Origin of the sequence: Paracraurococcus lichenis, from assembly GCF_030657435.1 — a bacterium.
Lineage (GTDB): Bacteria > Pseudomonadota > Alphaproteobacteria > Acetobacterales > Acetobacteraceae > Paracraurococcus > Paracraurococcus lichenis.
Map to the genome: position 1 here is coordinate 1 of NZ_JAUTWS010000041.1, position 26679 is coordinate 26679.

General features: G+C 73.7%; 25 protein-coding genes. 12 read left to right on the plus strand and 13 right to left on the minus strand.

The annotated features are described in order from the left end of the window. The first annotated feature begins 107 nt into the window (after positions 1-107). A complete protein-coding gene (locus tag Q7A36_RS27615) occupies positions 108-233 on the plus strand; it encodes a hypothetical protein (protein WP_305106999.1) in 126 nt (41 codons plus the stop codon). Between the two features lie 524 nt (positions 234-757). Beyond that, on the plus strand, positions 758-1009 hold the full coding sequence (locus Q7A36_RS27620) for an SDR family NAD(P)-dependent oxidoreductase (protein WP_305107000.1): 252 nt from the start codon (positions 758-760) through the stop codon (positions 1007-1009). Positions 1010-1065: 56 nt separating this feature from the next. On the opposite strand, the gene Q7A36_RS27625 is transcribed toward Q7A36_RS27620, so the two are convergent. The 9 genes from Q7A36_RS27625 to Q7A36_RS27665 all read right to left on the minus strand — a co-directional run bounded on the left by Q7A36_RS27625 (position 1066) and on the right by Q7A36_RS27665 (position 12177). Further along, positions 1066-3111 (minus strand): hydantoinase/oxoprolinase family protein, encoded by a 2046-nt coding sequence (locus Q7A36_RS27625; protein WP_305107001.1) that lies wholly within the window; start codon positions 3109-3111, stop codon positions 1066-1068. A 7-nt stretch (positions 3112-3118) separates the two neighbouring features. After that, a complete protein-coding gene (locus Q7A36_RS27630) occupies positions 3119-4882 on the minus strand; it encodes a hydantoinase B/oxoprolinase family protein (protein WP_305107002.1) in 1764 nt (587 codons plus the stop codon). Beyond that, positions 4879-5877 carry an ABC transporter ATP-binding protein gene (locus Q7A36_RS27635; protein WP_305107003.1) on the minus strand — a complete coding sequence of 333 codons (999 nt, stop codon included), beginning with the start codon at positions 5875-5877 and terminating at the stop codon, positions 4879-4881. The genes Q7A36_RS27630 and Q7A36_RS27635 overlap by 4 nt, the downstream gene beginning before the upstream one ends. Continuing rightward, complete coding sequence (locus Q7A36_RS27640) at positions 5870-6838, minus strand: ABC transporter ATP-binding protein (RefSeq protein ID WP_305107004.1); 969 nt, start codon at positions 6836-6838, stop codon at positions 5870-5872. Before Q7A36_RS27640 ends, Q7A36_RS27635 begins: the two co-directional genes overlap by 8 nt. Then, complete coding sequence (locus tag Q7A36_RS27645; RefSeq protein ID WP_305107005.1) at positions 6835-7677, minus strand: ABC transporter permease; 843 nt, start codon at positions 7675-7677, stop codon at positions 6835-6837. The genes Q7A36_RS27640 and Q7A36_RS27645 overlap by 4 nt, the downstream gene beginning before the upstream one ends. After that, positions 7674-8687, minus strand: a complete 1014-nt coding sequence (locus Q7A36_RS27650) for an ABC transporter permease (RefSeq protein WP_305107006.1) — start codon at positions 8685-8687, stop codon at positions 7674-7676. Before Q7A36_RS27650 ends, Q7A36_RS27645 begins: the two co-directional genes overlap by 4 nt. Before the next feature lie 7 nt (positions 8688-8694). Beyond that, positions 8695-10272 carry an ABC transporter substrate-binding protein gene (locus Q7A36_RS27655; RefSeq protein WP_305107007.1) on the minus strand — a complete coding sequence of 526 codons (1578 nt, stop codon included), beginning with the start codon at positions 10270-10272 and terminating at the stop codon, positions 8695-8697. Between the two features lie 157 nt (positions 10273-10429). Further along, the gene (locus Q7A36_RS27660) at positions 10430-11599 is read right to left on the minus strand and encodes an MFS transporter (protein WP_305107008.1); all 1170 of its coding nucleotides are present in this window, start codon (positions 11597-11599) and stop codon (positions 10430-10432) included. An 83-nt stretch (positions 11600-11682) separates the two neighbouring features. Beyond that, positions 11683-12177, minus strand: coding sequence for a cupin domain-containing protein (locus tag Q7A36_RS27665; protein ID WP_305107009.1), 495 nt, complete (start codon positions 12175-12177; stop codon positions 11683-11685). Positions 12178-12669: 492 nt separating this feature from the next. Between Q7A36_RS27665 and Q7A36_RS27670 the strand changes: the two genes are divergently transcribed. Beyond that, positions 12670-14061, plus strand: a complete 1392-nt coding sequence (locus Q7A36_RS27670) for a TIGR00366 family protein (protein WP_305107010.1) — start codon at positions 12670-12672, stop codon at positions 14059-14061. A 385-nt stretch (positions 14062-14446) separates the two neighbouring features. Here the strand turns inward: Q7A36_RS27670 and Q7A36_RS27675 are convergent, their stop codons facing one another. Next, the gene (locus Q7A36_RS27675) at positions 14447-14899 is read right to left on the minus strand and encodes a hypothetical protein (RefSeq protein WP_305107011.1); all 453 of its coding nucleotides are present in this window, start codon (positions 14897-14899) and stop codon (positions 14447-14449) included. 107 nt (positions 14900-15006) lie between these two features. Here Q7A36_RS27675 and Q7A36_RS27680 point away from each other — a divergent pair, with 107 nt between their 5' ends. Both Q7A36_RS27680 and Q7A36_RS27685 read left to right on the plus strand, forming a co-directional pair. Continuing rightward, a complete protein-coding gene (locus tag Q7A36_RS27680) occupies positions 15007-15756 on the plus strand; it encodes a GNAT family N-acetyltransferase (RefSeq protein ID WP_305107012.1) in 750 nt (249 codons plus the stop codon). A gap of 161 nt (positions 15757-15917) precedes the next feature. Continuing rightward, a complete protein-coding gene (locus tag Q7A36_RS27685; RefSeq protein ID WP_305107013.1) occupies positions 15918-17303 on the plus strand; it encodes a tetratricopeptide repeat protein in 1386 nt (461 codons plus the stop codon). 67 nt (positions 17304-17370) lie between these two features. On the opposite strand, the gene Q7A36_RS27690 is transcribed toward Q7A36_RS27685, so the two are convergent. The 3 genes from Q7A36_RS27690 to Q7A36_RS27700 are packed head-to-tail and all read right to left on the minus strand — an operon-like array spanning position 17371 to position 19833. Next, positions 17371-18279 carry a LysR family transcriptional regulator gene (locus Q7A36_RS27690; RefSeq protein WP_305107014.1) on the minus strand — a complete coding sequence of 303 codons (909 nt, stop codon included), beginning with the start codon at positions 18277-18279 and terminating at the stop codon, positions 17371-17373. Positions 18280-18334: 55 nt separating this feature from the next. Beyond that, a complete protein-coding gene (locus tag Q7A36_RS27695) occupies positions 18335-19303 on the minus strand; it encodes a quinone oxidoreductase family protein (protein WP_305107015.1) in 969 nt (322 codons plus the stop codon). After that, the gene (locus tag Q7A36_RS27700) at positions 19300-19833 is read right to left on the minus strand and encodes a methylated-DNA--[protein]-cysteine S-methyltransferase (protein WP_305107016.1); all 534 of its coding nucleotides are present in this window, start codon (positions 19831-19833) and stop codon (positions 19300-19302) included. Before Q7A36_RS27700 ends, Q7A36_RS27695 begins: the two co-directional genes overlap by 4 nt. Before the next feature lie 157 nt (positions 19834-19990). Here Q7A36_RS27700 and Q7A36_RS27705 point away from each other — a divergent pair, with 157 nt between their 5' ends. The 7 genes from Q7A36_RS27705 (at position 19991) to Q7A36_RS27735 (ending at position 26643) form a co-directional block, all read left to right on the plus strand. After that, the gene (locus Q7A36_RS27705; protein ID WP_305107017.1) at positions 19991-20338 is read left to right on the plus strand and encodes a (2Fe-2S) ferredoxin domain-containing protein; all 348 of its coding nucleotides are present in this window, start codon (positions 19991-19993) and stop codon (positions 20336-20338) included. Between the two features lie 180 nt (positions 20339-20518). Further along, complete coding sequence (gene mnmE / locus Q7A36_RS27710; RefSeq protein ID WP_305107018.1) at positions 20519-21844, plus strand: tRNA uridine-5-carboxymethylaminomethyl(34) synthesis GTPase MnmE; 1326 nt, start codon at positions 20519-20521, stop codon at positions 21842-21844. 4 nt (positions 21845-21848) lie between these two features. After that, positions 21849-22472 (plus strand): hypothetical protein, encoded by a 624-nt coding sequence (locus Q7A36_RS27715; RefSeq protein ID WP_305107019.1) that lies wholly within the window; start codon positions 21849-21851, stop codon positions 22470-22472. Positions 22473-22510: 38 nt separating this feature from the next. Continuing rightward, the gene (gene mnmG, locus Q7A36_RS27720) at positions 22511-24382 is read left to right on the plus strand and encodes a tRNA uridine-5-carboxymethylaminomethyl(34) synthesis enzyme MnmG (RefSeq protein ID WP_305107020.1); all 1872 of its coding nucleotides are present in this window, start codon (positions 22511-22513) and stop codon (positions 24380-24382) included. Next, entirely contained in the window at positions 24379-24996 is a 618-nt protein-coding gene (gene rsmG / locus Q7A36_RS27725) for a 16S rRNA (guanine(527)-N(7))-methyltransferase RsmG (protein ID WP_305107021.1), read from the plus strand. The genes mnmG and rsmG overlap by 4 nt, the downstream gene beginning before the upstream one ends. Beyond that, positions 24989-25780: a ParA family protein gene (locus tag Q7A36_RS27730; RefSeq protein WP_305107044.1), complete on the plus strand. Its 792-nt coding sequence runs from the start codon at positions 24989-24991 to the stop codon at positions 25778-25780. Before rsmG ends, Q7A36_RS27730 begins: the two co-directional genes overlap by 8 nt. Beyond that, positions 25777-26643, plus strand: a complete 867-nt coding sequence (locus Q7A36_RS27735) for a ParB/RepB/Spo0J family partition protein (protein ID WP_305107022.1) — start codon at positions 25777-25779, stop codon at positions 26641-26643. The genes Q7A36_RS27730 and Q7A36_RS27735 overlap by 4 nt, the downstream gene beginning before the upstream one ends. Positions 26644-26679: the final 36 nt, after the last annotated feature.

The window sequence follows — 26679 nt, forward strand, 5'->3', positions numbered from 1 at the left end:
AGCAGCGGTTCTTCCTGCGCGATGGCCGCCCTTGCCATGACGACCGGACCGCGGCTTGACGGGCCCATGGCCTTTCATCGGCGAAAGCCCTCGCCAGGCTGAAGGCCATGCTGCGTAAGGCAGCCGCGCGGACCGTCGCGGCGCCCAGGAACGCCGTCTTCCGCACCTTCACCCGTGCCGAGGCCGCCTCGGGTGGAGACTCGTCGGACACCACTCCGGGTTGGGCGACGTGACGATGCGCTCCTCGATATCGCCGCCGTCGAGGAGTTGCGCCGCTTCCAGGCCGATCAGGCCGAGAGCGGATGAGGCCGTTCGGCGTGGAGGAGATGCATCACAGGAAGCCGGATGCGCGGGCCGGGGATTCGGCCAGGGCATGTGCGGCGAACTCGAGTGCTGTCCGCACGGTGGAACGCGAGGCCGGTCCGCCGAGACCGACGCGGACCGCCTCCGGCAGTGAGCCGCCTGCCCCGAAGACATCACTCGCGATGACTCCCAGGCCGGCAGCGACGATCGGATCGTCCCGATCGCCGCATCGGCGATGCTGTCGTCGAAGCTCATCAGGAACGCCGCACTCAAGGTGTACGACGGCGCGCCGCACGGCATGTGCACGACGCTGAAGGACCGGGTGAATGCGGAGCTGCTGGGGTTTCTCGGCTGACATCCGGCCGACGCGCTCCGCCGCCCGGACCTCCGTGGCCGGCGATGCGCGCAGCCTGCAGCGACGATCAGGCCTTTCGACACCGCGAAAGTCACGGCCATGCCAGGCATGCTTGAAGGAAGTATCGCCGTCATCACCGGCGGCTCGACGGGCATCGGCCTCGCCACCGCCAGGTGCTTCGCGGCCGAGGGCGCCAGGGTCTTCGTCATCGGCCGCCGCGCAGCGGAACTGGCCAATGCCGTCGCCGGAATGGGGGCGAGCGCCACGGGCATCCAGGCCAGCTCCTCCGACCTGGGCGGCGCCCCAGATATGACAGCCACGATCCGGCCCCGGCCGCGCGGCGCCCCATGAGGCGGCTGCCCGGGCATCGCCCGCGTCGAGGTCCCGGCCGATGGCGGGCAGCACTCTCAGGCGCCGGCGCCCTCCCGCTCCATCAGGAGCGCGCCCGTCGGCAGCACGCGCGCGCGCCAGCCCGGCGGCACCAAGGTCGTCGCGTCGAGCTGCACCAGGATCGCCGGCCCCGCGAAGGCGGCGCCGGCGCCGAGCCGCGCGCGGTCGAGGATCGGCGCCCGGACCGGCCCCTGCGGCAGGCGCATCTCCTGCCCGCCGACCACGGCCCCCGCGGCCTCCCCGCCGCGCGGCGCCGGCGCCGCGGGGGAGGGCAGCCGGCCCGCCGCCTCCAGCCGCAGGGTCACGATCTCGATCGGCACCTCCGGCAGGTCGAAGCCGTAGAGCGCGCGGTGCGCCGCGGCGAAGCCGGACCCGAGGGCTGGGCGCGGGTCGCCCGCCTCCGGCCAGGGGATGGCGAGCTCGAAGCCCTGCTCCTCGTAGCGCATCAGGGCGACGCGCCGGGTGGCACGGTCCGGCGCCGCCACCGCCTCCTCGGCGAACCAGGCCTCGGCCTCCGCGGCCAGGGCGCGGAAGGCGGCCTCCAGGCGCGCGGGATCGGCGTGCTCCAGCCGCTCCGCGACGGTGCGGCTGAACTCCGCCTTGAGGTCGGCGGCGAGCAGCCCCTGGGCGCAGAGCACGCCCGGCGCCGGCGGCACCAGCACGCGGGTCATGCCCAGCAGATCCGCCAGCGCCGCCCCGTGCAGCGGCCCCGCGCCGCCGAAGGGCACCAGGGCGAAGCCGCGCGGGTCGTGCCCGCGCTCCACCGAAACGACGCGGATGGCGCCGACCATGTTGCTGTCGGCGATGGCGAGGATGCCGCGCGCCGCCGCCTCCACCGGAAGGCCGAGCGGCTCCGCCACATGGGCGCGGATCGCCGCCTCCGCCCGTGCCGGGTCGAGCGCCATGCTCCCCCCGAGCAGCGCCGGCGGCAGGTGGCCGAGCAGGAGATGCGCGTCGGTCACGGTCGGCCGCCCGCCGCCGCGGCCGTAGCAGGCGGGGCCGGGATCGGCGCCGGCGCTTTCCGGCCCGACCGTCAGCGCGCCCGCCGCGACGCGCGCGAGGGAGCCGCCGCCCGCGCCGATGGTCACCATGTCCACCATGGGCAGCGGCAGCGGCCATGGCCCGACCCGCCCGGACTGGGTCAGCGCGACGCGCCCCTCGCGGATCAGGCAGATGTCGGCGCTGGTGCCGCCGATATCGACGGTGATGATGTCGGGGATGCCGGCGGCGACCGCCATCGCCGCCGCGCCGACCACGCCGGCTGCGGGGCCGGAGAGCGCCGTCTGCACCGGCGCGCGGCGGATCGCCCCGGCGCCGGCGACGCCGCCATTCGACTTCATCAGCAGCAGCGGCGCGCGGATGCCGCCCGCCTCCAGCCGCTGCTCCAGCCGCGCCACATAGGTGGAGACGGCGGGCATGACGGCGGCGTTCAGCACCGTCGCCATGCTCCGCTCGTATTCGCGGACCACCGGCAGGACCTCGGAGGAGGCGGTGGCGGCGAGGCCGGGCGCCTCCTCCCGCAGGATCTCCAGCGCGCGCCGCTCATGGGCGTGGTTGGTGAAGCTGTGCAGGAAGCAGATGGCGATAGCCCGGGCGCCGGCCGCCACCGCCTGCCGCAGCGCGGCGCGGAGCGCCGCCTCGTCGAGCGGCACAAGTTCGGCGCCGTCGGCGGCGATGCGCCCGGGGACCTCGAAGACCAGGGCGGGCGGCACCGGCCGCCGCGGCTTGCGCCAGGCCCAGAGATTGTCCCGCCGCGGCAGGTCGGCGCGGCCGATCTCCAGCACGTGGCGGAAGCCCTCGGTGGTCAGCAGCGCGGCCGGCGCCGTCTTGCCCTCGAGGATCAGGTTGGTGGCGACCGTCGTGCCGTGCAGCACCCGGGCGATCTCCGCCGCGCCGCGGCAGGCGGCCTCGAGCGCCAGGCCGACGCCGGTGAGGAAGGCCTCGGAGGGATCGCGCGGGGTGGAGGGCGTCTTGGCCGTCCAGGCCTCGCCCGTCGCGGCGTCCTGCAGGGTGACGTCGGTGAAGGTGCCGCCGATGTCGACGGCGACGAGCAGATCGCGCACCCCGGGCTCAGGCGACGGCATCGGCATAGCCCCCGCGATGGAAGAGCCGCGTCCCGCCCCGCTCCGCGCGCAGCGCCGCGGTGCGCGCCGCATCCACCTGCCCGCCGGCGAGCGCCACGCCATAGTCCCGCGCCGCGGCCTCGGCGCCGACGAAGCCGCCGAGCACGTCCGCCAGCACCTCCTCCGCCGGCCGGTCGAAGGGATGCCCCCAGCCGCCGCCGCCGCCGGTCTCGAGGCGCAGCACATCGCCCCGCCGCAGCACCGTGCCGTCCGAGAGCGGCGGCAGCAGGCGCTCCTCCGCCGTGCCGGGATTCACCACGGCGCGGCCGCTGCCGCCGTTGCGCCCGCCCGCGACGCCCCAGGGCGGGTTCCGCACGCTGTCGATGCGGATCGCCACCTGCGCCGCCTCGCACATCACCTCGTACTCCCGCACCACGCCGCAGCCGCCGCGGAAGCGGCCGGCGCCGCCGCTGTCGCGGTGGATGCCGTAGCGGCGGAGCCGCACGGGGTAGGTCAGCTCCATGAACTCGGCCGGGTAGTTCTCCTGCGCGACGAAGTAGACGGCGTCCACGCCATCGGCGAAGGGCCGCGCGCCGTAGCCGACTGCGACGCCGTCGGTCATCAGGAAGCGCCGGCCCGCATGCTCGCCGCGCAGCGCCAGGATGACATAGGCGGAATGCGCCGCGGGCGCCTCGCCGCCGCGCGCCACGGCGACGAGGCCGTGCAGGGCGGCGAGCAGGCGCATCATGGTCAGCCCGCGCAGGCCGAGCGGCGCCGGCGCGCGCGGGGCGAGCAGCGAGCCCTCGCGCAGCCGCACCTCGTCGATGGCGCGCGGCCCGCCGGCGTTCAGCACCTGTCCCGCCTCGCCCTGCAGGAAGTAGAGGCCGAGCGCCATGCCCGGCACGTCCGGATGCATCAAAAGGTTCACCGGCCCGGCCGCCTGGTCGTCCGTCTCCGTCGCGTCGAGGATGAAGCGGTCCTCCTCCGTCCGGGTCAGGGCGAGGCGCAGCACGAAGGGGCCATGGCCCTGGCCGTCGCCGTCGATCGCGTCGGCGAAGCGCGTGGTGCCGACGGGGAAGGCCGCGCGCAGCTTGCTCCGCACCAGGGTCTCGGTGCGGCGGAGGAGCTGGGCGAAGGCATCGGCCAGCACCTCCGGCCCGAAGCGGGTGGCGATCTCCGCCAGCCGCGCCTCGCCCAGCCGCACCGCCGCCATCAGCGCCCGCGTGTCGCCCTGGGACTGCAGGGGGAAGCGGCTGTTGCGCCAGAAGGTGCGGAGCAGGTCCTCGTTGGTCACGCCGTCGCGCACCAGGCGCACCGGCGGGACGATGATGCCCTCCTGGAAGTGGTCGGTCGCGTCGGGGCTGAGCGAGCCCGGGCGCAGGCCGCCGATGTCGGAGAAATGCGCCCAGCCCATGACGAAGCCGACGCGCCGGCCGGCCTGGAAGACGGGCGCGAGGAAGACCTGGTCGTTGGAGTGGGAGACGGCGCCGCGGCTGCCGTAGCAGTCGTTGTACCAGTAGAGGTCGCCGGGCCGCATCTCCTCCAGCGGGTAATGGCGCAGCACCGGCCCGACGATGTCGCCGAAGATCGGCAGGTCGGAGCCGACGGCCATCGCGCCCGCGGCGTCGAAGATGGCGGTGTAGAAGTCCTTCTTCTCGCGGATGAAGGCGGACATGGCGGTGCGCTCGAGCAGTGCCTCCATCTCCGCCTGGGCGGCGCGGGCGGCGCCGCGGATGATCTCGAGGCTGACGGGGTCGCAGGTGGCGGTCATGCGGTCTCGATGCTCGGCTGGCGCGGGGCGGGCGCGGTCTCGCGCCAGCGGTGGCAGGCAACGTCCTGGCCGGGCGCCACCGTCTCGGGGAGGGGCTCCTCCGCGGCGCAGCGCGGCTCGGCCAGGGCGCAGCGCGGATGGAAGCGGCAGCCCGCGGGCACGGCACGGAGGCTCGGCGGGTCGCCCGGCAGGGAGGGACCGGCGGCGCGGCCATCGAGGTGCGGCGCGGCGGCGAGCAGCGCGCGGGTATAGGGATGCCGCGGCGCCTCGAAGAGCTGCCGGGCCGTCCCCTGCTCCACCACACGGCCGAGATACATCACCGCGACCCGGTCGCAGACGCGCCGCACCACCGAGAGATCGTGCGAGATGAAGAGGTAGGTCAGGCCGAAGCGCCCGCGCAGCTCCTGCAGCAGCCGCAGCACCGCCGCCTGCACGGAGAGGTCGAGGCCGGCGGTCGGCTCGTCCAGGATCACGACGCGCGGCCGCAGCAGCAGGATGCGGGCGAGGCCGATGCGGCGCTGCTGCCCGCCCGAGAGCTCGTGCGGGTAGCGCCCGGCGAAGGCGGGGTCGAGGCCGACCGCCGCGAGCGTCTCGGCGATCCGCGCCCGCCGCTCCGCCGCGTCGCGGAGGCCGTGGATGGCGAGGCCCTCGGCGAGGGTCGCGCCGACCCGCCACCAGGGATCGAGCGCCGCGCCCGGGTCCTGGTGCACGTACTGGATGGCGGCGCGGTCGCGCCGTGCCTCGGCCGGGGTGCGGCCGGAGACCACGCGGCCTTCCAGCCGGACCTCGCCCGCCGCCTCGCGCTGCAGGCCGAGCAGCGTGCGGGCCAGGGTCGTCTTGCCGCAGCCGCTCTCGCCGACGATGCCGAAGCTCTCGCCCGCCGCGACGGAGAGGTCGACGCCGTCCACCGCCCGCACGCCCGGCCAGTGCCGCAGCAGCCCGCGCCGGGCGCCGAGCTCGACGGTGAGGCGGCTCGCGCCGAGGATCTCAGGCAAGCTCGGCCTCCGGCAGCGCCTCCTCGTGGAAGGGGCAGGCGACGGCATGGCCGGGACCGGCCGGCAGCAGCGGCGGCGGCGCCTCGGCGCAGGCGGCGCGGGCGAGCGGGCAGCGCGGGTGGAAGCGGCAGCCCGGCGGCTGCGCCGTCGCGGCCGGCACCGTGCCGGGGATGCCGAGGAGCTCCGCGGCGCGGTCCGGGTGGCAGGCCAGCAGCATGCGCGTATAGGGGTGGCGCGGCGCGTCCAGCACCGCGCGCGTCGGCCCGGCCTCCGCCACCTGCCCGGCATAGAGCACGGCGGTGCTGTCGCAGACCGCAGCCAGCACGCCGAAGTCATGGGTGACGAAGAGCAGCGACAGGCCGCGCTCCGCGACCAGGCGCCGCAGCAGGGCGAGGATCTCCCGCTGCGTCGTGACGTCGAGCGCCGTGGTCGGCTCGTCCGCGACCACCAGGGCGGGGTCGCAGGCCAGCGCGGCCGCGATCAGCAGCCGTTGGCGCTGGCCGCCCGAGAATTGGTGCGGGTACTTCGCGAGCGCCGCCTCGGGGTCCGGAAGCTGCACGGCGCGGAAGAGCTCGACCAGCCTCGATCGGTGGTCGCGGCGCCTGCCCGGGGCATGGCGCCGCATCGCCTCCAGGATCTGGTCGCCGGCGCGGAAGACGGGGTTGAGCGAGAGATAGGGGTCCTGCGGCACGAAGCCGATCCGCCCGCGGGCGGAGGCGGCGCGGTCCGTCAGGATGTCCCGGTCCTCGAAGAGGATGGCGCCCTGGGGCAGCTCGGCGCCGCGCGGCAGGATGCCGAGGATGGCGCGCAGCAGCGTGGACTTGCCGCAGCCGCTCTCCCCGACGACGCCGAGGGTGCCGCCGCGCGGCACGGCGAGCGAGACATCCTCGAGGATGCGGGCGGTGCCGCCCTCGGTGCGGATGCGGACCGAGAGCCCCTCGACCGAGAGGACGGGCCTCACCGCCGGCTCCGCCGCAGGCGCGGATCGGCGATGTCGCGCAGCCCGTCGCCCAGCAGGTTGAAGCCCAGCACCAGCAGCAGGATGGCGAGGCCGGGGAAGGTCGGGAACCACCAGGCCTCCGGCAGGTGCTGCCGCGCCTCGCTGACGGCGAGGCCCCAGTCCGGCGAGGGCGGCGCCGCGCCGACCCCGAGGAAGCCGAGGATGGCGGCGGTCAGGATGGTGAAGCCCATGCCGATGGTGGCGCGCACCAGGATGGCCGGCGCCGCGTTGGGCAGGACGTGCAGCAGCAGGATGCGCGGGGTGGAGGCGCCGAGGCCGGCCAGCGCATCGACGAAGAGCGCGCCGCGCAGACGCCGCGTCTCGGCATGCACGGTGCGGGCGAAGAAGGGCCAGTAGGTCAGGGCCAGCGCCGCCATGGCGGTGCCGAGCCCGGGCGCCATGAGCTGGCCGAGGGCGAGCGCCAGGATGAGCTGCGGCACGGCGAGGAAGATGTCGGTGATCCGCATCAGCGCCTCCGACGCCCAGCCCTCGCGCCAGCCGGCCCAGAGGCCGATCGGCACGCCGATCAGCATGGAGCCGGCGACGACCGAGACGGCGACGACGAGCGCCCCCTGGGTGCCGAGGATGACGCGGGAGAGGATGTCGCGCCCGAGATTGTCCGTGCCGAAGGGGAACTCGGCCGAGGGCGGGCGCAGGCGCTGCAGCAGGTGGCTCTCGAAGGCGTCCTCGGGATAGGGGGCGATCCAGGGGGCGAGGACCGCGACGAGCAGGGCGAGGAGCACCAGGGCGAGGCCGAGGGCGGCGACCGGGTCGCGCAGCAGCAGGCGGAGCGCCCTCACCGACCCTCCTCCGCGATGCGGGGGTCGATCAGGGCCTGCAGCAGGTCCACCAGCACATTGACCACGGCATAGACCACGCCGACCACCAGCGTCACGGCGAGCAGCGCCTTGTAGTCGGCGGAGAGGATGGCCTGCACGGCGTAGGTGCCGAGGCCCGGCCAGTCGAAGATCGCCTCCACCGCCACGGCGCCCGAGATCAGCGCGCCGAAGAGCAGGCCGATCTGCGTCACCGTGACGGTGACGGCGTTGCGGAGGACGTAGACGGCCGCCAGCCGCACCCGCCCGTAGCCGGCGGCGCGGGCATAGAGCACGAAGTCCTTCTGCAGCGTCTCCAGCACGCCGGACCGGGTGAAGCGCGCGATGCTGGCGAGGCCGGGCAGGCAGAGCGTGACGGCGGGCAGGGCGAGGTGGCGCAGCGCGTCGGCGAAGAGGTCGGGCCGGCCGGCCAGCAGGCTGTCGACCAGGAAGAAGCCGGTGGTCTCGGGCGGCGGGCCGAGCGCGACGTCGATCCGGCCGCGCAGCGGCAGGATGTCGAGGTCCATGGCGAAGACGAGCTGCAGCATGATCGCCAGCCAGAAGGAGGCGATGGCGAGACCGCCGACCGAGAGCAGCCGCACGAGGTGATCGACCGGCCCGTTGTGGTCCAGCGCCGCCAGCAGGCCGAGCGGCACGCCGAGCAGGGTCGAGAGCAGCAGCGCGGCGAAGGTCAGCTCCAGCGTCGCGGGCAGGCGGAAGCGGATCTCCTCCGCCACCGGCCGGCCGGAGAAGATGGAGCTGCCGAGATCCCCCGTCAGCACCTGCCGGACATGCGTGACGGCCTGCCGCCAGAGCGGCTGGTCCAGCCCGTAGCGGGCGCGGATCTCGGCGAGCTGCGCCGGGGTCGCGGCATCGCCCGCCAGCGTCGCCGCCGGATCGGCCGGGACGACGCGCGCCAGCACGAAGGTCAGCAGCACCAGGCCGAACAGCGCCGGCAGCGCCAGCAGCAGGCGCCGGAGGAGGTAGCGGGCCACGCCCCGATCAGTCGGCCAGCGACAGGGTGCGGAGCTCGCCGCCCGAGCCGACCGGCGAGAAGCTGTAGCCCTGCACCCGCTTCGAGAGGCCGCGCAGGTTGACGGTGTTGTAGACCCAGATGTCCGGGCTGTCGGCGACGACGAGCTTCGTCGCCTCGGCGTAGAGCCGCGCGCGCTCGGCCTGGTCGAGGCTGGTGCGGGCCCTGGCCAGCAGCGCATCCACCTGCGGATTCGAATACCAGCTACTGGCCTTCCAGGTGCCGTGGAAGCGGCTGTCGTACATCTGGCCGATCCAGTTCTCCGGGTCGATGAAGTAGGCGCTGACCCAGTGGACCCACATGTCGGGCGTGGTCTCCGGCCGCCCCGTGGCGCCGGTGATGCCGGCCCAGGTGTCCGGCACGATCTTCAGGGTCACGCCGACGCGCTTCAGGTCGGCCTGGAACATCTGCGCGGCCTGGACGGTCTGCTCCAGCTCCGACTGGATGTGCACCTCGATCTCGCGGCCGAGCGGCGCGCCCGCGGCCCGCGCCCGGTCGCAATGCGCCTTCGCCTTCGCCAGGTCGTAGGCATAGGGCGCGAGGTCCTCGGGGTTGCCCCAGAGGTTGTTCGGGTTCGGCCCGGCATTGCGGACCACCAGCCCCTTCAGGATGATCTCGTTGAAGCCCGGGTAGTTGAAGGCATGGGCGAAGCAGAGCCGGGCGTCGTGGTTGTCGAAGGGCGGCTTCCGGTTGTTCATGCGCAGGATGAAGACGCGCATGCTCTCATCCTTCGCCACGCGGGTGCGGGCGTTCTTCTCGACGCGCTCCACCTGGTCGGTCGGCAGGTAGCTGTCGGTCGCGTCGATCTCGCCGCGCAGCAGGGCGAGCACGCGGGTGCTGGTCTCCATCACCGGCCGGGAGCGGACCAGGTCGACCGGCTTCGGGTTCTCGGACCATCCCCGGAAATGCGCCGGGTTGCGCTCGAGGTCGAGCGAGGTGCGCGGCCGGTAGGTGGCGGGGTCGATGCGGTAGGCGCCGGAGCCCGCGGCATTCGCCGCCAGCCATTCCGCGCCCCAGTCGCCGTTCTTCTCGTTCGCCTGCAGCACGCGCGGGTTGACGATGGCGACCAGCGGCATGGCGGAGAGGAAGGGCGCATAGGGCTGGGAGAGCACGAAGCGCACGGTGCGCGCATCCACCGCCGTGACGTTCTCCGCCTTCAGCACCGGCGTGAAGGCGGCGGCCGGGGCGCGGTTCATCGCCAGCAGGCGGCGGAAGGACCAGGCCACGTCCTCGGCCGTCATCGGGCTGCCGTCCTGGAAGCGGATCCCCTCGCGCAGGGTGAACTGCCAGGTCAGCCCATCCGCGCTGGTGGTGTGCGTCTCGGCCAGCCAGGGGACGAGCTGCGGCGGGTTGCCCTGGTAGCGGTAGAGCCCGTCATAGACGTTGAGCAGTATGAACTGGCTCGGCACGTCGAAGACCGCGTGCGGGTCGAGCGTCGCCGGCAGGGTGTCGCCCCAGACCAGCGGGCGCTGCTGCGCCGCGGCGGGCGGCGCGGCGGCCAGCGGGGACAGCAGAAGGGCAGCGAGCAGCGCGGCGCGCAGGCGCATGGGCGGGTCCCCCGGTCTTGGTCTCCTGCCGGGAGTGAAGCCGCCCGCCCTCCGCGGCACAAGGGGCGCCGCGGCGGCGGGATGGCGCGGCGCGGCGCCGCCTGCCTGCCGGAGAGGCAGGCCGGCGCTGCCCCGCCCGCCGCGCACGCAGCCGCGGTCAGCCGCGCGGCCGGAGCCCGAGGCCGGCGAGGCCGGCCAGCAGCAGCGCCGCGCCGATTCCCGCGACGCAGCCGGGCCAGCCGAAGGCCTCGAAGGCGAGGCCGAGCAGCGCGCTGCCCGCGATCCCGCCGGCGAAGTAGCTGGCGAGGTAGATGCCGCTCGCCGCCGCGCGGTCGCCCTGCGCGGCGCGCCCGACGAGGCCCGTCGCCGTCGCCTGCGCGAGGAAGGTGCCGATGGCGAGCAACGTGAGCCCGAGGAGGACCGCGGCCAGCGAGGAGGCGAGCAGCAGCGGCAGCGCCAGCGCGGCCAGGCCGAGCCCGCCGAGCAGCACTGCGGGGGCCCCCAGCCGGGCCACGGCCGCGCCGGCGAGCGGCGTCGTCGCGATCGAGGGCAGGAAGACGAGGCAGGCGAAGCCGATCTGCATGGGCGAGAGCGCGAAGGGCGGTCGCGCCAGCAGGAAATTCGCGTAGGTGAAGCCGCCGATGAAGGCGAAGAGGATGCAGAAGCCGATGGCGAAGCAGCGCCGCAGCACGGGATCGCGCAGATGCCCGCGCCAGGCGCCGGACATGGCGGGCATCGCCCCCTCGCCCGGGCCGATGCAGGCCGCCGCGAGCGCCGCCCCGGCCAGGTTCAGCGCGGCGAAGCCGAGGAAATTGGCGGCGAGGCCGAGATGGTCGGCGAGGCCCGCCGAGACCAGTCGGCCGATCAGGTTGCTGGCGACGTTGCCGGTGACATAGGCCGCGAAGGCGCCCGCCGCCTCGGCGGCGCCGCAGCGCTCGCCGAGATGCGCGAGCGTCAGGGTGAAGGCGGTCGCCATGCAGAGGCCCTGGACGACGCGCAGCGCGGCGAAGCTCGCCAGGTCCGGCGCCAGGGCGAGCAGCGAGGTCGGGACCGCCAGCAGCAGCAGGCCGAGCACGATGCCGCGCCGCCGGTCGATGCGGTGGCCGAGGAAGGCGACCGCGAGGCAGGCGGCCGCCATGCCGATGGTGCTGGCATTCACCGCCGTCCCCATCGCCGCCGGGCTCACCGCGTAGTGCCGGGCGAGCGAGGGCAGGATCGCCTGGGCGGCGAAGAGGTCGACGAGGGTCAGGAAGGCCATGGCGGCGATGATCGCGTGGCGCCGGAACGCGGCGCGCGGCAGGGGCGCGGCGAGGACGAGGTCGGACATGGCGGCGGGCTCCGCGGGGCGCGGGGCGGGAGAGGTATCCGCCCCGGGGCGAGGGTCACATCACCGGGGTCGCACCACCGGGGTCACATCATGTGCGGGTCCTCGCCGGTGCCGAAGACATCGGCCGAGAGGATCACCGCCGGCACGCGGCCGGTGTTGCGCCACCAGTGCACGACGCGATGGTCCTCGGGCGTCGCCTCGCCGGCGCGGTGCAGGATCGGCACGGCGCAGATGTTCTTGAACTCCGTCATCTCGCCCTCGGCGATGTAGATCAGCGCCGGGCGGCTGGCGTGGCTGTGCACCGGCACCTCGCCGCCGGGCTGCACCACCAGGCGACGCAGGCGGAGCTGGTAGCCCCGCAGCCGCACCTTCTCGGCGCCGAGGTCGAGCGTCGTCAGGACCGCGTCGGTCACGCCCTTGCCCTCCTTCGGTCCCTCGATCCCCTCGGCATTCGTGCCGCGGTCCGCCGGGCACTCGGCCGCCTGCGCGGCGGAGAGCGCGACGAGGGTGCCGCCGAGGCCGAGCGCGGCGGCGACCATGCGGCGGCGCGTGGAGTCGGTGTCGGTGCTGTCGGTCATGGCTCCATCTCCGGTGCTGGCGGCCCTGCCTGGCGGGCCGCGGCGGCCGGAGACTCGCATCCGCCATCCGGGGGCGGAAATGCCAGGCGCTGATCGTGCGGATGCCGCGGCGGCATCGCCGCGGTCAGACCAGCGTGTCGAAGGCGTGCTCCATCGGCGCCGCGGCGTCGAGCCGCGGCGCCGCACGCGGATGGCGTCCGGGGTGAGGCCGGGCCCGCCCTGCCGCCCAGGAGGAGGCGGCGCCCCGCGCGTCGCGCGCCGCGAGACCTGCCGGTGCGCGCTCGAGGTCTCGCCCACCGCCTCGGGATCCTGCTCTCGCCGGGAACGCGCCGCCCGCAGCCGCGTCCCTGCCCCTGGAGGAGACGGCCCGGCAGCATCCCCGACCGCTCGGCGGCAGGACAGGCCACGCCAGCGGGCCCGCGATGCCGCCATCGACGCTTCGCCTCCGCAGGCCCGTCCCAAGCAATTCCCGTTACGGATAAGGAGCGTCCCGTGCCGCAAGCCCCCGCGATCGAGGCCCGCATCGCTGCCCGCTCGCCGTTGCAGAAGCTGGTCGCCTTTTTCGTCTACCTGTTCGAGCGCGTCATGCCCGACCCCTTCATCCTGGCAATCGCGCTGTCGGTGCTGACCGCTGGCCTGGCCGCGCTGCTGGCGCCCAAGGGCTCGCTGCCGGTCATCCTCACCTCCTGGTACGGCGGCATTTTCAGCATCGCAGGCTTCGCCTTCCAGATGATCCTGGTGCTGGTCACCGGCCATTCCCTGGCCAGCGCGCCGGCGGTGCAGGCCGGGTTGCGGCGGCTGGTCTCGCTGGCCACCACGCCGAGCCGCGCCGTCGCGCTCAGCTTCCTCGCCGCCGCTCTCGCCTCCTGGCTCAACTGGGGCTTCGGCCTGATCATCGGCGTGCTGCTGGCCAAGGAGGTCGCCCGCCGGGTGCGGGTCGACTTCGCCTGGCTCGTCGCCGCGGGATATTCCGGCTGGGTGATCTGGGCGAGCGGCCTGTCGAGTTCCATCGCCCTGACCCAGGCCAGCCACGGCAATGCGCTGAACGTCATCGAGAAGCTGACAGGCCGGCTCACGCCTCTCGGCGAGACGGTCTTCACCACCTACAACCTCGTGCCGACCGTGCTGATCGTCGTCATCATGCCCTTCGTGCTCATGGCGACCCGGCCGTCGGAGGCCGATGCCGTCATCGTCGAGGCCGGCCGGCTCGGCCCCGACGAGGCACCGGAGCCCGCCACCGGCCGGCAGGCGGGCTTTGCCCGCCGCGTCGAGCACTCGCCCGTCGCGACCGCGGTCTTTGTCGCGGCAGGCGTCGCGGCCCTCGGCACGGCGGCCGTGCTCGGGCAGCTTTCCTTCGACATCAACGCGGTGATCTTCATCCTGCTGCTGGCCGGCCTGGCGCTGCATGGCCGGCCCATGGCCTATGTCGGCGCGGTGAAGCGGGCGGCGGGGCTCACCGGCAGCATGATGCTGCAATATCCGATCTATGGCGGCATCATGGGCATGATGACGGCGACCGGCCTCGCCGAGCGGATCTCGGAGGGATTCATGACCTTCGCGACGGCGAAGACCTTCCCCTTCTGGAGCTACATCGCCTCCCTCGTGATCACACTGTTTGTGCCGAGCGGCGGTGGCCATTGGGTGGTGCAGGGCCCCTTCACCGTGCCCGCCGCCGTCGAACTGCACGCCTCGGTGCCTGCCTCGGCGATGGCGGTGGCCATGGGCGAGCAGGTCGCCAACATGGTGCAGCCCTTCTGGGTGCTGCCGGTCGTCGCCATCGCCGGCATCGGCGTGCAGCGCGTCATGGGCCATACCATCATCACCTTCCTGGTCTGCGGCGTCATCTACGGCATCGCTCTGCTGACCCTGGTCCCGGTGGGCTGACCCGAGCGGGGAATGGTCGGGCGTATTCGCGGCCATGGCCCCAGAGGCCGGGAGGGGGCCATGGGGTATGGGCGCCTCGATGGTCGGGCGGGACAACCGGCCGCACTCACCGCGGTTGGGCATGCGCTGCCGACCGGCGGAAATCCCCGCGGAGTGACGGACGGAACCCGCCCCAGCCTGGGGCAGACCGTCCTGCGCTCCAGCGGCGACAGCAGGCCCCGCAGACAGGCCAAGGCCGCGCGGCGCGGCTCCGACCGGCCGAGCCCTGCCGCAAGCCGCATCGCCGGCCCTTCGGGATCCCGGGTCCGATCCAGCGCCGGCAACCCCGCAGCCATGCCATGCCTCCCGCAAGGACACGCTGCGATGCGGAAACCCTGCTGCAGGACTAACGCAGCAGCACCGCCGCGCCGAAACCGGCCAGCAGCGCCAGCCCGAGGACCCAGGTGCCGACGCCGAGCCCGGCACGCCGCGGCGGCGGGGTTGGCGGTCGGATGCTGCGCGCGGCTGGCGGCGGGCCGAGCGCCGCGGCCAGCTTCGCCCGTTCCCCCGCGCCCAGCCGCTGCATCTGCTTGCGCTGGATCAGGGGCGCCGCGCCGCGGCTCTCCAGCACGCGGTCGCGGAACAGCCCCGTCGCCGCGTCATGCACCGCGGCGACCAGCAGCAGCTTGACCCTGGGATGCGGGAATTCGCGGTTCAGCTCCTCGTACTGCGCCGTGGCGCCGCGGCGCGAGGCATGGCTGCCCGCGATCAGCCAGCGCCGCTCGATGCCGAGCCGCGTGCCCATATCGGCGAAGAGCAGCACCTCATAGGTCGTGGCGATGCGCGGGCTGCCGTCCATCCTGCCGCTCCCCTCCGCCCTCGCTTCAAGCACGGCGCGGGTTTCCATCCGGTTTGCCCCGCCGGCGGGGTGACCGGCCTCGCGGCGCGCGGCATCCTGGCCGCGCCATGCACGACATCGCCGCGCTCGAACGCGCCTGCCTCACCGCCCTGCCCGCGCTCCGCCATGCCTGGGATGGGCCCTTCGTCCTGAAGGCCTATCTCGGCGGCACCGGCCGGGCCAATGCCTGCTGCTCGCTCGACCCCTCGCCCGATCCGGCGCTTGCCGCCCGCATCGGCCGGATCGCCGCGACCTATCATCGCCTCGGCCTGCCCAGCCGCTTCCGCTCGACGCCGCTCGACCCGCCCGGCCTCGCCGAGGCGCTGCTCGCCGCGGGCCATGCCATCGACAAGGAGGACAGCATCGTCTTCGCCGGCCCCGCCGCGCCCGTCGCCCGCGCCGATGCCGCCGTGCGGGACGAGGGCGGGCCGGGCGAGGCCTGGACGGCATTGATCGCCACCGCCGAATACCAGACCCCCGCCCGCCGCGCCGAGAAGCTGCGCAACCCGGAATTGCTCGCCGCCCCGGGCGCCTGGCTGGTGTTGCGCGAGGACGGCGTGGACGCCGCCTGCCTCTTCGCCGTCGCGGACGGCGCGCATTGCGGCATCTTCGACCTGGCGACGCGGCCGGAATTCCGCCGCCGCGGCCTCGGTGCCCGGCTGATCCGCGCCGCGGCGCATTGGGCGCAGGGCCTCGGGGCGCAGGTGCTCTATGCCCAGGTGGCGGAGGGCAATGCCGCCTCGCGTGGCCTGCAGGAGAGCCTCGGCCTGCGGGAGGCCTATCGCTACCGCTACTACGTCAGGGCGGCCGCGGGCTGAGCCTGCGGCCCGGGAGCGCGCTCCAGGGCAGCCCCGCGCCGCCGCACGGTTGCACCTGGTCCGGGCGCCGGGCGTGAACTGCGCCACAGTCCGGCGGTCCGTGCCGTCGCATCCTTCGCCACGACAGGATGTCGCCGCCCCCGGGGCGGGAGGAGACTGCGATGGAAGGCCTCGCCAAGCGCGCCACCAACCTCGTGACGCTGAGCGCCGCGCTGCTCGGCCTCTGCCTCGCCGCGACGCTCTTCGCCATGCTCGGCGCCCGCGCGGCGAAGGAACTGCAGGGCCGGGTGCTCGAAGTGCAGCCCATCGCGGTGCAGGGCGAGAAGGCCTCGGTCCTCGACCCGCAGCGCCTTGCCGCCCGCGTCGCGGCCGAGATCAACCGGGTCCTCGCCGCCGGCAACGAGCTCGGCAGCCTGACCGCCGCGGCCGGCATCCAGGACCTGCCGGAGGTCTCCATCCCCGAGACCGGGCTCTCCCTCCGCCTCGTCGGCCAGGTCCTGGACGCCGTGCTGAAGGACCCCGCGCGCAGCGTGAGCGGGGAGCTGCAGGCCGGGGCCGAGGGCATCACGCTGACGCTCTGGCAGCCGCTCGGCGCCCGGGTCGCCAGCGGCAGGGGCACCGGCCGGGCCGATCCGGCGGGGCTCGACCGCGCCATCACGGCTGCGGTCGCCCAATTGCTGCGGGAGACGCAGCCGGTCATCTACGCCGCCCATGCCTATGCCGCCTGCCGGGAGGTGCGGGGCGTGAAGGAGGAGTGCCTCGACCCGCAGCCGGATACGGAGGGGAAGCGGCGCCCCGTGCTCGCCCTGCTGCAGGCGGCCGCGCGCGGGACGGCGGGCCTGCCGGCCGAGCCGGCGGCGCTGGCCCAGGCCGCCTATCTCCAGGGCATCTGGTTCCACGAGCACCACGACCGCGCGGCGGCGATCGAGCACTACGGCCGGGCCATCGCCCTCTCGCCCGGCGACGCCGCCACCGCCCACTACCACCGCGGCAATGCCTGGCAGGAGCTGGGCGATGCCCGGCAGGCGGAGCGCGATGCCGGTGCGGCCGGGGCGGCGCGGGACTATTACCGCCAAGCCGAGTGGGATTTCCGCCGCAGCCTCGCCCGCCGGCCGGACAATGCCTTCGCCTGGAATGGGCTGGGCAATGCCATCGCCAAGCTCGATCCGGCGGATGAGGAGGCGGCCGAGGCCTATCGCCGGGCCAGCCGGCTCATGCCGCTCTACCTCGCTCCGCAGGTCGGGCTCGGCAGGCTCTGCCTGCTGCGGCGGGACCGGCGCGGCGCGACGGAGGCCTTCGAGCGGGCGGCGCTGCTGGCCGGCCAGGAGCCGGCCCTGGTGCTGGACCTCGCCGCGGCGCTGCGGCCGCTCGACGCCGATGCCGCGCGGCGGCTGCTCGCCCGTGCCGCGATCGCGCATCCCGGCGGTCCCGAGGCGCAGACGCTGGCCGCGGCGCTCGAGGGCTGGCCGCCCGCCGCCGCCCCGGCACGCGGCAGGGCGCCGCAGGCGACGATGCTGGCGGCGCAGGCAGCGCAGCCGGGGCGTTGAGCGGGCAGCGGTCCAGCGGCCCCGTCCCGGCCGGGGCGTCGCCCCGGCCCATCCGCCCCGAGGCGTGCTACCGCGCCCGCAGCCGCGGCTCCGCCGCCGCCTTCTCCACCAGCAAATCCAGCACCGCCCGCACCCGCCGCGGCAGCGCCCGGCCGCCGGGCCAAACCGCATGCACCTCCCGCGGCTCCGCCCGCCAGCCCGGCAGCACCGGCACCAGCCGCCCCGTCGCCACCTGGCCCATGACGCTCCAGGGCGCGAGCAGGGCGAGGCCGAGGCCGGCCTCCGCCGCCACCTGCACCGCGCCGATGTCGTCGGTGGCGAAGCGGCCATGCATGGCGACCGAGGTGGCGGCGCCGTCCGGCCCCTCCAGCACCAGCACGTCGCTCGGCCGGACGCCGCGGAGGACGCAGAACTCGTGCTGCGCCAGCCCCTCCGGCTCCTCCGGCATGCCGGCGCGGGCCAGGTAGGTGGGGGCGGCGAAGAGGGCGAAATCGACCCGGCCGAGCCGCCGCGCGATCAGCGATTGCTGGCGGATGGGCCCGAAGCGGATGCCGAGGTCCATCCCTTCCTCGATCAGGTCCACCGAGCGCGGGCCGAGCCGGGCCTCGACCGAGAGGCCGGGATGGCTCTGCAGGAAGGGCGCCAGCCAGGGCAGCACCACCGCATTGTAGAAGGAGGCGACGCAGGCGATCCGCACCAGCCCGGTCGGGGCGCCCTGCAGGCCGCGGGCATTCGACTCCGCCTCCTCCAGCGCATCCAGGATCCGCACCGCCTCCTGGTGGAAGGCGGAGCCGGCCTCGGTGGCGGAGAGCCCGCGGGGGGAGCGCAGCAGCAGCGGCACGCCGAGCCGCTGCTCGAGCTCGCCGATGATGCGGGAGACGCTGGGCTGGCTCATCGCCAGGTCGCGGGCGGCACGGGTGATGTTCCCGGTCTCCACCACGCGCCGGAAGACCTGGAGTTGCTGCAGCCTGTCCATGTGGCGGGTGTAGCCGGTCGGGCGGCCTTCCGGCCGGCCCGCCGCCGGTCACATCTTACGGGATCAGCACCGTGCTGCCGGTGGTCCGGCGCGATTCCAGCGCGCGATGCGCCTCGGCCGCGTCCTTCAGCGGGAAGGTCTGGTTCACCGCGATCTTCACCGCGCCGGACTTCACCACCCCGAACAGGTCGTTCGCGGTGGCGACGAGGTCCTCCCGCTTCGCGGTATAGGTGTTGAGCGTCGGGCGGGTGACGTAGAGCGATCCCTTGGCGGCCAGCACGCCGAGATCGGTGGTGACGGGGCCGGAGGCATTGCCGTAGCTGATCATCAGCCCGAAGGGCCGGAGGCAGTCGAGGGAGGTGAGGAAGGTGTCCTTGCCGACGCTGTCATAGACCACGGGCAGCATGGCGCCGCCGGTGATCTCCTTGACGCGGGCGGGGATGGCCTCGCTGGTCAGCAGGGCATGGTCGGCGCCGAGCCCCTTGACGAGGTCGGCCTTCTCCGGCGTCGAGACCACGCCGATGACCGTCGCGCCGAGATGCTTCGCCCATTGCACCAGGATGCTGCCGACACCGCCGGCTGCGGCATGCACCAGGATGGTGTCGCCCCGTTTCACCGGATAGGTGCGCTTGACCAGGAACTGCGCGGTCATGCCCTGCAGCATCATGGCCGCGGCCTGGGTGAAGTCGATGCCGTCGGGAATCTTCACCAGCTTCTCGGCCGGGGCGCAGCGGTATTCGGCATAGGCGCCGAGCGCCCCGGCATAGGCGACGCGGTCGCCGGGCCTGAAGTCCGTGACGGCCTCGCCGACCGCCTCCACCACGCCCGCACCCTCCATGCCGATCGTCACGGGCATGGAGGGGGCCTTGTAGAGGCCGGTGCGGAAATAGACGTCGATGTAGTTCAGCCCGACCGCATGCTGCCGGATGAGGACCTCGCCCGGCTTCGGGTTCGGCTTCGGCAACTCGTCCCAGGTGAGCTTCTCGGGGCCGCCGTGCTCGTGGACGCGGATGGCGTGGATCATCGGGAGCTTTCCTGGTGTTGGCCGCCGGGCGGCGGGGAAGAGAGTGGGAGTTCGCCGGTCGGGGCGCCGGTGCGGGCCCGGGCCTCGAGGGCGAGCAGGTAACGCTTGGTAGCCGCGCCTTCGCCGCCGGAATAGCCGCCGAGCGAGCCGTCCGCCGCCACCACGCGGTGGCAGGGGATGATGATCGGGATGGGGTTGTCGCCATTGGCCTGGCCGATGGCGCGGGGTGAGCGGCAGCCGATCTCGCGCGCGATGTCGAGGTAGCTGCGCGTCTCCCCGGGCGGGATGCGGCGGAGCGCGTCCCAGACCTTGCGGCGGAACTCGCTGCCCTGTGGGTTCAGCGGCAGGTCGAAGCCGGTGCGCTGGCCATCGAAGTAGTCCTGGAGCTGTGCCGCGGCCTCGCGCAGCAGCGGCGTCGGCGCGGCGTCGTCCGCGCCGGCGCCGCGGCCCCAGTCGAGGGCGACGATGGCGCCGTCGTCTTCGAACACGGTCAGCTCGCCGAGCGGGGTGTGGAGGGTGATGTGGGGCATGGAAGGGGCGGATGGCACACCCGCGCCCGGGCTTCGTCAAGCGGGGCAAACCTATGCGAAATCAAGTAAATGCGGCGGCCCTGGCCGGGGCGGGGGCGGGTCGCTACATGGGGCGGGACGTGCCGGCACCCTCGTCGGCTGACCGGAAGGAGCCGCCGTGCCGAGCGATCCGCCCCAGTATTTCCGCGCCCATGTCTTCGTCTGCTGCAACCGTCGACCGGACGGGCACAGGCGCGGCTCCTGCGCCGCGAAAGGCAGCGAGAAGCTGCGCGACTACATGAAGGCCCGGGCGAAGGAGCTGGGGCTGGAGGGCGTGCGGGTGAACCAGGCGGGGTGCCTCGACCGCTGCGAGTTCGGGCCAACCCTGGTGATCTATCCGGAGGGGGTCTGGTACCGGCCGGAGACGCCCGCGGATGTGGACGAGATCCTGGAGGCGCACCTGCAGGAAGGCGGGCGGGTGCCGCGGCTGATGCTGACCGAGAGGGATGTTGTACCGAAGGGGTGATATGAGGGCTCTGGGGGTCCCCATCGCGCACTGCGCGATGGGGTGCCCCTGTCCCCCACGCCCCCGCCGGGAGGAAGGCTTCTCCCCGGACCTCGCCCTGAGTCTTTGCGAGGTTCAGACTCAGGCCGGTCCAGGGGGCGCTTGCCCCCTGGCGGGGGTGAAGGGGGCAGAGCCCCCTTCATGGCGCCTGTGAGCGACGACACGATCTTCGCCCTGGCGACCGGTGTCGGCCGCGCCGCGGTCGCGGTGCTGCGCCTCTCCGGCCCCGGCACCGCCGCCGCCGTCGCGGCCCTGGCGGGTGCCCTCCCCGCCCCGCGCCACGCCTCGCTCCGCCGCCTGCGTGACCCGCGGACCGCCGAGGTGCTGGACCGCGCCCTGGTCCTCTGGTTCCCCGGCCCGGCCAGCTACACCGGCGAGGACAGTGCCGAACTCCACCTGCATGGCGGCCCGGCCGTCATCGCCGGCGTGGCCGAGGCGCTGGTCGCCGCCGGCGCCCGCCCGGCGGAGCCCGGCGAGTTCACCCGCCGCGCCTTCCTCCACGGCAGGCTGGACCTGACCGCGGCCGAGGGCATCGCCGACCTGATCGCCGCCGAGACCGCCGCCCAGCGCCGCCAGGCCCTGCGGCAGGCGGAGGGCGCGCTGGCGAGCCTCTATGGCGGCTGGGCGACGCGGATCACCGCCCTGCTCGCCCGGCAGGAGGCCTTCATCGAGTTCGAGGACGAGGACCTGCCCGCGGGCCTGGACGACGTCGTCGCCGCCGCTGCGGCGGCGCTGCGGGCGGAGATCGAGGTGCATCTGGCCGATGCTCATCGCGGCGAGCGGCTGCGGGAGGGTCTGCTGGTCGCCATCATCGGCGCGCCGAATGCGGGGAAATCCTCCCTGCTGAATGCCCTGGCGGGGCGGGAGGCGGCGATCGTCTCTGCCCGGGCCGGCACCACGCGCGACGTGGTGGAGGTGCGGCTGGACCTCGCCGGCGTGCCGGTGACGCTGGCCGATACGGCCGGGCTGCGGGAGGCGGCGGACGAGATCGAGGTGGAGGGCATCCGCCGCGCCCGCCGCCGGGCGGAGGAGGCCGACCTGGTTCTGGCCGTCTTCGCCGCCGACCAGCAGCCGGATGCGGAGACGCTGGCCTGGGTGCGGCCCGGCGTAGTGGTGCTGGCGAACAAGACCGACCTGGCGCCCGCGCCGGCGGCGATCGGTGGCGAGGCGCCGCTCGCCGTCTCCGCCCGCACCGGCGAGGGGCTGGCCACGCTGCGCGCCCGGCTGGCGGAGGAGGCGACAGCCCGGGCTGGCCTTGCCGCCGAGGCTCCCCTCACCCGTCCCCGGCATCGTGCCGCCCTGACCGAGGCCGCAGGCTGGCTGGCCGAGATCGACACCGCCCCCTTGCCGGAGCTGAAGGCCGAGGCGCTGCGGGCGGCGCTGCGCGCCATCGGCCGCATCACCGGCCGGGTGGGCGTAGAGGCGGTGCTGGACGTTGTGTTCGGCGAATTCTGCATCGGGAAATGACGCCATGGCGATGACCGGCGAGGAGATCCGCGACTTCTATGGCCGCTGCGCCGAGGCCCGGACGCGGCTGCAGGAGCTCGCGCTGCATGCGGTGCCGAAGGCCAAGGTGCTGGAGCAGATGCAGCGCCTCGGCCTGAACCTGGACCCGGAGGTGGGCCAGGCCTCGGAGGAGGAACTGGCCTATGCCTTCGACCTGGCGGTCTATACGGCGCCGCCGGGCCGGTCGCGGGCCATCGAGCGGGTGGCGCGGCAGCATGCACGGCTGCCCGGCGAGGGCGCGCTGGTGCTGAACGCGCTGACCCATTCGTGGCTGTCCATCTTCCGCGTCCTCGACCGGCACCCGGAGGAAGGGCTGATCCTGGAGGATGCGCTGCTGGGCGGCGAGGTCTGGCTGGTGGACCACGCCATCGCCGAGACGGCACCACCCGGCACGATCGTCGCCAGCCGCATCGGCCGGGTCTGGGGCTTCTGCATTACCTCCGGCGTGGTGGCGGTGCTGGACGAGGGCCGGCTGGCCGGCATCCGTGGCGTGCTCGAGCGCGGTGGCGTCGGGGCGGAGGACCTGATCGTCGATCCGCGCTTCGCGCAGGCTCTGTGGCGGGACGGGTTGGGTTTCCGGGTCGGCTGAGGCTTCGTCGCGCGGCGGGGCTTCGCTATATCCCCGCCATGTACGACGTAACCTTCGACGTGGTGGTGGTGGGCGGGGGCCATGCCGGCTGCGAGGCGGCGGCGGCCGCGGCGCGTTGCGGCGCGCGCACGCTGCTGTTGACGCATCGGGTAGAGACACTCGGGGAGATGTCCTGCAACCCGGCCATCGGCGGGATCGGCAAGGGGCATCTGGTGCGGGAGGTGGATGCGCTGGACGGCCTGATGGGCCGCGCCGCGGATGCCGCCGGGATCCATTTCAAGCTGCTGAACCGCAGCAAGGGCCCGGCGGTGCGCGGGCCGCGTGCCCAGGCGGACCGCAGGCTGTACCGGCAGGCCGTGCAGGCGCTGCTGCGTGCGACCGAGGGGCTCGCCATCGAGGCCGAGGCGGCCGAGGACCTGATCCTCTCCGGCGATGGGCGCGTCGTCGGCGTGGTCGGGGCGACCGGTCGGCGGATCGGCGCCGGGGCGGTGGTCATCACGACCGGCACCTTCCTCCGCGGCATGATCCATATCGGCGAGGAGCGCATCCCGGCGGGACGGGTGGGCGAGGCGCCGTCCATCGGCCTCTCCAACACGCTGCGCCGCCTTGGCCTGCCGCTGGCCCGGTTGAAGACCGGTACGCCGCCGCGTTTGGACGGCCGGACCATCGACTGGGCGGCTCTTGAGCCAGACCCGGGCGACGACCCGCCCGAGCCGCTCTCCTGGATGACCGAGCGGATCACCAACCGCCAGGTCGCCTGCGCCATCACCGCAACCACGCCGGCGACGCATGATCTCATCCGCGCCAATCTGCATCGCACCGCCGTCTATGGAGGGCGGATCGAGGGGGTGGGGCCGCGATATTGCCCCTCGATCGAGGACAAGGTGGTCCGCTTCGCCGACAAGGCCCGGCACCAGATCTTCCTGGAACCGGAGGGGCTGGACGACGACACGGTCTATCCGAACGGCATCTCCACCAGCCTGCCGGCATCGGTGCAGGAGGCGTTGATCGCCAGCATTCCCGGCTTGGAGTGGGCTCGTATCCTGCGGCCGGGCTATGCCATCGAATACGACCATGTCGACCCGCGATCGCTTCGCCCCACGCTGGAGGTGCGGGCGGCTCCGGGCCTCTTCCTCGCCGGCCAGATCAACGGCACCACGGGCTACGAGGAGGCAGCCGCGCAGGGGATCATGGCCGGAATCAACGCTGCCCAGCGCGCTGGCGGAGGTGAGCCGGACGCGGTGCTCACCCGCGGCGAAGCCTATGCCGGCGTTCTGGTGGACGACCTTGTTCTGCAGGGCGTCACGGAGCCCTACCGGATGCTGACGGCGCGTTCCGAGTTCCGGTTGGCGTTGCGCGCCGACAATGCTGGGCTGCGGCTGACCGGGAAGGGCATTGGCTGGGGCGTGGTCGGGGCGGAGCGGGCCCAGGCGCACCGGGAATTCGCTGCGACGCTGACCGTGGCCATCCAGCGGGCCCGGCAGGAAGGCGGCTCGCCGGCTTGGTATGCCGCGGCGGGTGTCCCGCTGAATCAGGATGGCCGTTGGCGTAGCGCCTTCGAAGCGCTCTCCCTCCCGGCGTTGACGTCTGATGCGGCGGATCGTCTCTTTCCTTGGCTGCGCGATCTCCCATCCCGTGTTCGGGGTGAACTTGAGACGCAAGCCCTCTATGCGCCCTACCTGGAGCGGCAGGCGGCGGAGTTACGGGTGCTGGAGCGGGAGGAACGACTGCCGATCCCGGCCGGCATCGACTTCGGCGCGGTGGCCGGCCTTTCCGCCGAAATGCGACAGCGGCTGGCGAAGGCGCGGCCGACCACTCTCGGCAGCGCTGGGCGGGTTCCAGGGATCACGCCTGCTGCCCTTGCAGCGCTCGCGGTTCATCTCCGGCGTTCGGAGGCGCGTTCCACGTGAAACATCCCGATCTGGAAGTGTTGGGTGTTTCACGTGAAACAGGAGAGCGTCTGGGCGATTTCGTCGCCCTGTTGTCCCGCTGGAACAGCCGCATCAATCTGACGGCCGAGCGCGATGAAGCCGCACTTTGGCAACGCCACATCCTGGATTCCCTTCAACTCGGCCCCCTGCTTCCCCCGGGCGAAGACCCGATCGTCGACCTCGGCTCCGGTGCCGGCTTCCCCGGCCTTATGCTGGCGCTCGTTTCCGGCCGTGAAACCCATCTCGTCGAATCCGATCGCCGCAAGTCGGCCTTCCTGATCGAGGCCGCCCGCATTCTCGGCCTGCCCCAGGTCAAGGTTCATCCCACGCGCATCGACGCCGCCAAGCTTCCCCCGGCCGCCGTGGTCAGCGCCCGCGCCCTCGCACCCCTCCCCGACCTCCTTGCCCACGCGCACCGCATTCTCACTCCCGGCGGCGTCGCGCTGTTTCCGAAGGGCCGGACGGCCGAGCAGGAATTGACGGACGCCGCCCGCGCCTGGATCATGCGCGTGGAGCGGTTCCCGAGTCGGACCGACCCCACCGCCACCATCCTCAGAATCAGCGAGATCCGTCCTGACGGCGCACCTGCCTGACCGGGCCAAGCCCCGCGTCATCGCCTTCGCCAACCAGAAGGGCGGCGTCGGCAAGACGACCACCGCCATCAATCTGGCCACTGTCCTCGCGGCGGCCCACAAGGTCCTGCTCATCGATCTCGATCCGCAGGGCAACGCCTCCACCGGCCTGGGCCTGGACCGCACCGAACGCGGCGCTGGCGCCTATGCCCTGCTGATCGAAGGCCAGCCCCTGGCCGAGGTGATGCGGCCGACCGGCGTCCCCGACCTCTCCCTCATCCCCGCCGATACCGACCTGGCCGGCGCCGAGGTCGAACTCGTCGCCATGGAGGACCGCGAACGCCGCCTCCGCCAAGCCCTCCATACCGACAAGGCCCGGACCGCCGGCTTCGACTACATCCTGCTGGATTGCCCACCCTCGCTTGGCCTGCTGACCGTCAATGCCCTGGTCGCGGCCGACAGCGTCATCGTGCCGCTGCAGACCGAGTTCTTCGCCCTCGAGGGCGTCAGCCAGATCACCCAAACTATCGACCGCATCCGCCGCGCCCTGAACCCCAGCCTGGCGCTCGAAGGCATTGTCCTCACCATGTATGACCGCCGGAACAACCTTTCCGAGCTGGTCGCCCAGGATGTCCGCGGCTTCTTCAAGGACAAGGTATTCGAGACCGTGATCCCCCGGAACATCCGCATCACCGAGGCGCCCTCGCACGGCTTGCCGGTCACCGTCTACGACGCCCGCTCCCCCGGCGCCCTCGCCTATGTCGCGCTGGGCGAGGAGATGCTGCGCAGGCAGGGCGCCCGATGAGCGGCGCCAAGAAGCCGCTGCGCCTCGGCCGCGGCCTCTCCGCCCTGCTCGGAGACGCCCCGCCGGCGACCGGATCCCCCGCCCAGCCTTCGACCGGTGACGGCCTCCGTGCCCTGCCGATCGAGATGCTGGAGCCCGGCCCCTTCCAGCCCCGCGGCGCCATGGAGCCCGGCCCGCTGCAGGAACTGGCCGAGAGCATCCGCGAGCACGGCGTCCTGCAGCCCATCCTGGTCCGCGAGAAGCCGGGCGCGCCCGGCCGCTACGAGATCATCGGCGGCGAGCGCCGCTGGCGCGCCGCCCAGCTCGCCCAGTTGCACGAGGTCCCGATCGTCCTGCGGAACCTCGACGACCGCGCTGCCATGGCGGCCGCGCTGGTCGAGAACCTGCAGCGCCAGGACCTGAACGCACTGGAGGAGGCCGAGGGCTTCCGCCGCCTGATCGACGAGTTCGGCTTGACCCAGGACCAGCTCGGCCAGGCCGTGGGGAAGAGCCGCAGCCACGTGGCGAATACCCTGCGCCTGCTGGCCCTGCCGGAGCGGGTGCGGGAATTGCTGCGCGACGGCGCGCTCACTGCCGGCCATGCCCGCGCCCTGTTGACCTCGCCGGAGGCCGAGACACTCGCCCTGCAGGTGGTGGATCGCGGCCTCAACGTCCGCCAGACCGAGGCGCTGGTCGCCACCAAGCCGCGCGAGCCTGCCGCCAAAACCCCACCCGCGCCGGAGACAGTGGCGCTGGAGCGCGACCTCACCAGCCGCCTCGGCCTCAAGGTCAGCATCCGGCATGGCGAGCGCGGCGGGCAGGTGACGATCGCCTACCGGGACCTGGATCAGCTCGACGGACTCATCCGCCTGCTGAACCAGTAAGAAGAGCCGGGGGAAGGTATTCCCCCGGGCCCCCTT